This window comes from Caballeronia sp. BR00000012568055 (assembly GCF_029439455.1).
Taxonomy (GTDB): Bacteria; Pseudomonadota; Gammaproteobacteria; order Burkholderiales; family Burkholderiaceae; genus Caballeronia.
In genome coordinates, this window is the sequence record NZ_JAQFVG010000263.1 from 1 (window position 1) to 6,529 (window position 6,529).

The window sequence follows — 6,529 nt, forward strand, 5'->3', positions numbered from 1 at the left end:
CGATTCTACGAACATAAAGTGCTCGCACAGGTGAACGGCGAGTTGTATCCGATTCCGATCAATCGGACCACCATCAACAAGCTTTACGATCTGGACCTTAACGAGCAGGGCGTGGCCGCCTATCTCGAGTCGGTACGTGAGCCGCGCGGAGCAGTTGCGACGAGTGAAGACGTGGTGCTCGGGAGTGTCGGGCGAGACCTGTGCGAAAAATTCTTTCGCGGCTATACGCGAAAGCAGTGGGGTTTGGACTTGTCCGAACTCTCTGCAGGTGTGGCGGCGCGAATCCCGACACGCGCGAATGACGACGATCGATACTTTACCGACGCATTTCAGTTCATGCCTGCAGATGGCTATACGGCGATGTTCGAAAAAATGCTCGACCATAAAAATATAGAAGTGCGCTTGTCAGTCGATTTCCGCACTGTCAAGGCTACCGTCGATCACGATCACACGGTCTACACCGGACCAATAGACGCATATTTCGATTTTCGCTTTGGAAAGCTTCCGTATAGAAGTCTGTCGTTTCAGCACGAGCATCTGGCAGACACGGAGTTTTTTCAATCGACAGGCACAGTCAATTATCCGAATGATCAGGAATACACACGAATCACGGAATTCAAGCATTTGACCGGCCAGCGATGTGAAGGAACGTCGATCGTCAGGGAATATCCGCGAGCAGAAGGCGAGCCGTATTACCCGATTCCGAGACCTGAGAACGAGGCGTTGTTCAAGCGTTACGATGAGCTTGCGCAGGCAACGCCCGACGTCACGTTCGTCGGCCGCCTTGCACAGTATCGCTATTACAACATGGACCAGGTAGTCGGCGCGGCGCTCAAGGCTGCTGAGGAGCTTGTTTAATGGACAAGGATAGAATCGCGGCAATTGTGGTCTCCTTCAACCGGCGAGCGTTGCTGCAAGAATGCATCGAAGGATTATTGAGTCAGACCAGACCGCTCGATGCGATTTATGTCATTGATAATGGCAGCAATGACGGATCGCGCGAATATTTGAGTTCGATCGAAGCGAGGCACGACAATGTCATCGCGGTGCTTTCGAATACCAATCTCGGCGGTGCAGGTGGATTTTCTTTAGGTTTGCAAAAGGCCTATGAAAAGGGCTTCGATTGGTATTGGCTCATGGATGACGACGCGGAACCCATGGCCGACGCGCTCGAGCATTTGATGTTGTCGGACGACGCTTCGCGACAGGATGTCGTGGCGATGTGCGGCGCCGTGTGGGGTATCGATTCGCGGCTTCAATTCTGGCATCAGGGAACCTTTGATGAGCGAATGAACCCTGTGGTGGCCACTCCCGCGAATCACGCTGCGCCGTCGTTTGGAATCGGTTATATGTCGTTCGTTGGCGCGTGTATTCGGCATCACGCGGTCCAGAAAGTGGGATTTCCGCTTAAGGAATATTTTGTCTGGAACGACGATGTCGAATACACCGCGCGTTTGTCGAAAATTGGCGAAGTGCGCTGTGTGACGGCTGCACGCATGCTTCACAAGGACCGCGAAACGCGTGATGTCGCACCGGGTAGTCTTTCTCTGCGTGAGTGGTACGAAACGAGAAAAATGCCGGCTGCCGCGCAATGGAAGCACGCGTGTGGCACGCGCAATTTTGTCGATATGGTTTTCCGTCATCGCGGGCGCGCGCTGCTTTGGGCCGCTTCTTTATTTGCAAGAAGGATCGGCCGAGTGCTTATCTTCGGTGAGCGTAATCCGCTCGTGATCGGACTTTATATACGCTACTTTCAGCAAGCGATCGGGCTTAAGCCATTCGAAACGGTTTTGCCATCGGACTGGAAAAAGCAACTCAGCGAGGCGAAAGATAGAGTCAAGCCAGCTCAGAAGCGCGACGCAAGAGGGCAGGAGACATCAGTCAGGGTGATGTCGGATCGTGATAGCGTATGACGCGCGATCCGCAAGGATGAGGACGCATTTCTAAATGCTGGCGCTTTTGCTGGAGCATGACATCAATGAGGCGTCTGCTGCTTAAGAACGTTTTAGCGTTATCGACCTTGCAGGCGGCGAATATGCTGCTCCCGCTTGTTACGCTGCCGTATTTGCTGCGCGTCCTGGGACCGGATCACTTCGGCGCTTATGTTTTTGCTCAGGCGCTGGTTACCTATCTGGTGTTGCTGGTCGATTACGGGTTCAATTTGTCGGCGACGGGACATATCGCAAGGGCGCAAAACGACCTCAACGCGATCTCGAAGATCTTCTGGACGACGCAGATTGCAAAAGCCGTGATTGCGCTGGCGGCGCTCGTGTTTTTGATTATCGGAATTATATGGATTCCGAAATTTATAGAAATACGGCCGATACTTCTCGCCACGTTCCCGATTGTGATCGGCGCGATCCTGTTTCCACAGTGGCTGTTTCAGGGATTGGAGCGCATGTCGATCGTGACTATATCGATGCTCAGCGCCCGATTTTTGCTTGTCCCACTGACGTTCTTTTTGGTCCGTTCCCCGGAAGACACGTGGATTGCGGCGTTGATCAACTCGATGACGATGGTATCCGCGGGACTGATTGCGGTGTTTCTACTCGCGAAAAATCGGCTTGTCGTGTTCGTTTTACCGAGTCGGGGCGAGGTGATCGAGGCCTATCGAGACGGTTGGCACGTGTTCATTTCGACGGCCGCAGTCAGTCTTTACACCACTGCCAATAGCATCATTCTCGGATTTCTGGTTGGAAATGTCGCGGTCGGATATTTCGGTGCGGCCGACAAGATTCGCAATGCGGCAGAGGGTGCTTTTGGGCCGCTCGCAAATGCGGTCTATCCCCGAGTGAGCGCGCTATTCCATGAAAACATCGACCAGGCTTACGCTTTGGTACGTAAAGTCCTGCTTATTCAAAGTGGCGCGATGCTGGTGGTATCGCTGGTGCTCTTTGCGTGTGCGGATTGGATAGTCCGGTTAGCGATGGGGCCGCAGTACGAAGCCGCTGTCGTCGTGCTTCGATGGATGGCCTTCATTCCATTTTTAGTGAGCCTAAGCAATGTTTTTGGCATTCAATTGATGTTGCCGCTTGGAATGAAAAAGAAATTCAGCGAAATCCTCGTAGTCTCCGGCGTATTCAACCTGATCACACTGATTCCGCTTGCGTTGGCGTACGGTGCTCAAGGCGCTGCGATGTCGGTGCTCGCAACGGAATTGCTGGTGACCATTTATATGGCGATACACCTGATCAATCAAAAGATCCCGGTGCTCACGCCGAGAACGTCAATCGATCCCTGATCCTGGCGCTTCCTTGGCGACTAGTGCACGCTCTCACGCCAAATCAGAACTGCGGCTTGTGGCCTTTCCAATTACCGCTTTGTCGCAAATAGCGAAGATAAAGCGGAATACCGGTAAGGTGCGCCGCTAACCAGGAAACGGAAGAATCGTCGCCGACATCGAATGCCTTAAGCCGGAATGGATCGGTGCGTTCGTCGTTCCAGCCGACATCGCACGTCCGTCCGGTCGTGTATCCCGCTTGCTTAAGCGCGGCAATTTCGCGTTTGCCGTAATTGCCATTGGTGTAGGCGAAATGCCGACACGGTGCGCTGATCAGCTCTTCGATTTCGCGCTTGGAGATTGAGATTTCGTCGGTGCATTCCCGGTCGTCGCAGCGCGTGAGAATAGGATGAAAACGCGTATGCGATTCGAAGTTGACGTAAGGAAGCATGGATTCAAGTTGGGCCATGCTAAGGCCGCTGACATTCTCGGGACTCGTCTGTCCGTCTTGCTGGTAACCGAGTGCGCCGAGCGCGGCCAGCCGCTCTTTATTCGTGAGCCGTTTGAGGCGTTCGACTTCGGCTCCCTTTGCTGACGGGTCCAGCCACCAGTGTGAGCGTGCGTGGCCAACAATTGCGCTGCAAATATAGATCGTTGGCTTTACGCCGTGCTTGATGAAAATAGGTAGCAGCTTTTCGTTGCGCGCATGACCGTCATCAAGTGTTATCACGGCGCGCGGCCTCCCGTTTCCGGGTGCATTGACCTGATCGATCGAAACGATGTCGCAAATGCTTTTTAGATACGCAAGGTGTTGATCGAGGACTTCGGGGAGCGGATCGTGATACAGAATGATCGCTACGCGATCGCGCCAGAGCAGTGAGCGGATTGCCTTTGCAATTCCACAATGAATAACGACTTTTGCAAACGACTCTCTCAACAGATTTCGCGCTGCCATCGTCCACTCACGGTTGTTGAACTAACAATATCTTTTCACGCGGGAAATATCCGAACCGTGCGCTCCCGAACGGAGTTCCGGAGTATAAGGACCGGATGGATTTATAAGATTATGACGTGTTGATGAAACATAGTCAGGATTGCAATTCAATTCTTAGTGAAGAACCATTTTCACGCGGCGCGCTAATTTCAGAACCGGTGCCGATGCGCATGAGTCGCGCGAGCCGCTCCGCGTAGTAACGAGGAGAGTATTCGCTGATGTTGTATTGGCGGTCCGGTTGCGACAGGTGTTCAATGATTTCACTCATCGCATGTCGAAGACTGGAGGGATCGCTGCGGAACATGATCTTGTTGCCGACCTCGTTGCCGAAGGTTGACAGACTACCGACGTCATGAACCAGCGCAGGCAAGCCGAGCCAAGCTGCTTCGATGATCGAGAGCGGTGCATTCTCTGCGCATAACGAGGGCAGCACAAGGGCATCGGCGGAATCACGCAATCGATCGAACAATTCATCTTGAGCGAGTCGGCCAAAGAACGCCAATTTTCCTTCTGCAATGAGCGAAGCGAATTTCTTCTCCATTGCAGGACGCTCGGCTCCGTCGCCGTACATACTCAGTCTTTCGATGTGCGAAAAATCTGCTGCCTGCGCAAGCTCAATGAACTGCAGCAAGCCCTTCTCCGGCGAAACTCTCCCTACAAAGGCGAGTTCCAGACGCTGAGAGTGATTCACTTTCGTCGTCAGAGGCGGGAAGTCAACTGCAGAGGGATTGGACAGGATTTCCGTGTTGACAATACCCGATCGGCGTAACGCTTGTTGCATGAACGGACTTGGACAGAACACAACGTCGAACACTCGTTCAGGTTTGATCAGCGCGCGCATCGTATGCCAATAAGCTTTTCGCAGGCCATCGTGAATGACGCCCTTCATACTTGCGCGCAGGCGCATCGCTTTGAGTGAGTGCAGTAGTTCCAGCGGCAGCGTGTGTGCGCCGTCGTTCGAGAAGTATTGCAACATCGGGTTGTAATAGACGAGGTGATAGTCGTGGCACGTCATGTAAGTGGAAAAGCCGAACACGCGTTTGTATTTGGCGATGACGTGGAGAACTGAAATCGACAAGACGTTGTGGTAATTGTGGACCATCACGCGATCAGGTTTGAATTGCCTGATCACCTGCTCAAGGGCCTTTGCCGAAGCACGATTCCAGGCGGGCGAAGCAGGCGCATTCGGGTCCAGCCGTGTGTTGTCGAAGCATTCGACTTCGACGCCGGACATGTCCTTCAACAAAGCGACTGATTGCCGATAGACTTCTTCAGCGCCGCCTTTCTGCGCAAAATCGTTGATCACCAACACTCTGCACTGCGGCATGCTTGTCTCCCTGATTCAAATCTTTCTGATTCTTCGAATGGCACCATACAGCGTGTGTTCGTGACGGATCGCTCCGAAACGTTCTGATCAAAGACAAGCAAGGTGGCACGACCCGACGATCTGCAAATCATTCACATCACTCAAGCCAAAGGAGAGGATGGGAGTCGATGCATAGCGATAGTATAGTGACTTCGCCTGCGCCAAAAATGACCTTTATTTTATGTGTGTTATTTCGGATACCTTTTCACAGGTTCGTATTACGAATGATGTTCTATATCCGGTGATAACCCTGTTTGCGATTGCGCATTTGTCACGTTAGGATGGACCTGTCGTCTTCGCGGCATGCCCTTAATTTCCATCGCGAAGGATCCGCATGAGCAGTATTTTTTCCTTCCCCCGACACCGTTTCCAAGCGTGCGCGCACTGCCGCAGGCCAGTCGAATTCGACGCTGAGGTGTGTCCGCATTGCGACAGGGATCTGGTTCCGCAACGCCTGATTCCGGCGGAGACATATGTGCTCGCTGGTGAGCGTGAATCCGACTTGCGCATCTACCCTGAAGCGCGCGCAAGACGACTCAGCGGACGCAAGATTATTTTAGTAAGTGTAGTGTGCCTGATCATTTTTTCGGCTAATAAAATACTCTTTGACGTAGTCACGGAACGCAATTCGTCCGAAGCTGACAGGTCAGTGTCCGTTACGAGCGAGGGAGTGCAAGACAGAATAGGCCGCAGCGAAAGCAACACAGTTAAGCCCGCAGATACCGACAAATCGAGCGCTTTACCGCGTGTCGAAGCAGAGAAGGGTGAGGGAGGCCATAGTCTCGAACTTATGCTTGCCCGCTCATGCGCTACGGTGCGTGCATGGGCATGTGTCAGAGAACATGCGAGCAAGGCGCTTTCTTATGACGCTAGAGACGCCGAATCGCAAGCGCTGCTGGAGCAAGCGATCATGAATTCAGGCTGGAAGGCAGGTGCCGCTCCGGCATCA

At 53.0% G+C, this 6,529-nt stretch carries 5 protein-coding genes and 1 pseudogene; 4 read left to right on the forward strand and 2 right to left on the reverse strand.

From position 1 onward, the window contains the following. From P7F28_RS15535 to P7F28_RS15545, 3 genes are all read left to right on the forward strand, one after another. Positions 1–858: UDP-galactopyranose mutase (locus tag P7F28_RS15535; protein ID WP_277185412.1), on the forward strand; the 858-nt coding region annotated here is incomplete at its 5' end. Further along, positions 858–1,913, forward strand: coding sequence for a glycosyltransferase family 2 protein (locus P7F28_RS15540; RefSeq protein ID WP_277185413.1), 1,056 nt, complete (start codon positions 858–860; stop codon positions 1,911–1,913). The genes P7F28_RS15535 and P7F28_RS15540, both read left to right, overlap by 1 nt. A gap of 65 nt (positions 1,914–1,978) precedes the next feature. Then, entirely contained in the window at positions 1,979–3,241 is a 1,263-nt protein-coding gene (locus tag P7F28_RS15545) for a flippase (RefSeq protein ID WP_277185414.1), read from the forward strand. Between the two features lie 43 nt (positions 3,242–3,284). Here the strand turns inward: P7F28_RS15545 and P7F28_RS15550 are convergent, their stop codons facing one another. Together P7F28_RS15550 and P7F28_RS15555 are read right to left on the reverse strand one after the other, a co-directional pair. Further along, positions 3,285–3,950, reverse strand: coding sequence for a polysaccharide deacetylase family protein (locus tag P7F28_RS15550; protein ID WP_368860338.1), 666 nt, complete (start codon positions 3,948–3,950; stop codon positions 3,285–3,287). 358 nt (positions 3,951–4,308) lie between these two features. Then, positions 4,309–5,541: a glycosyltransferase gene (locus tag P7F28_RS15555; RefSeq protein ID WP_277185416.1), complete on the reverse strand. Its 1,233-nt coding sequence runs from the start codon at positions 5,539–5,541 to the stop codon at positions 4,309–4,311. Between the two features lie 373 nt (positions 5,542–5,914). Here P7F28_RS15555 and P7F28_RS15560 point away from each other — a divergent pair. Then, positions 5,915–6,529, forward strand: a pseudogene (locus P7F28_RS15560) (hypothetical protein); the annotation flags it as partial.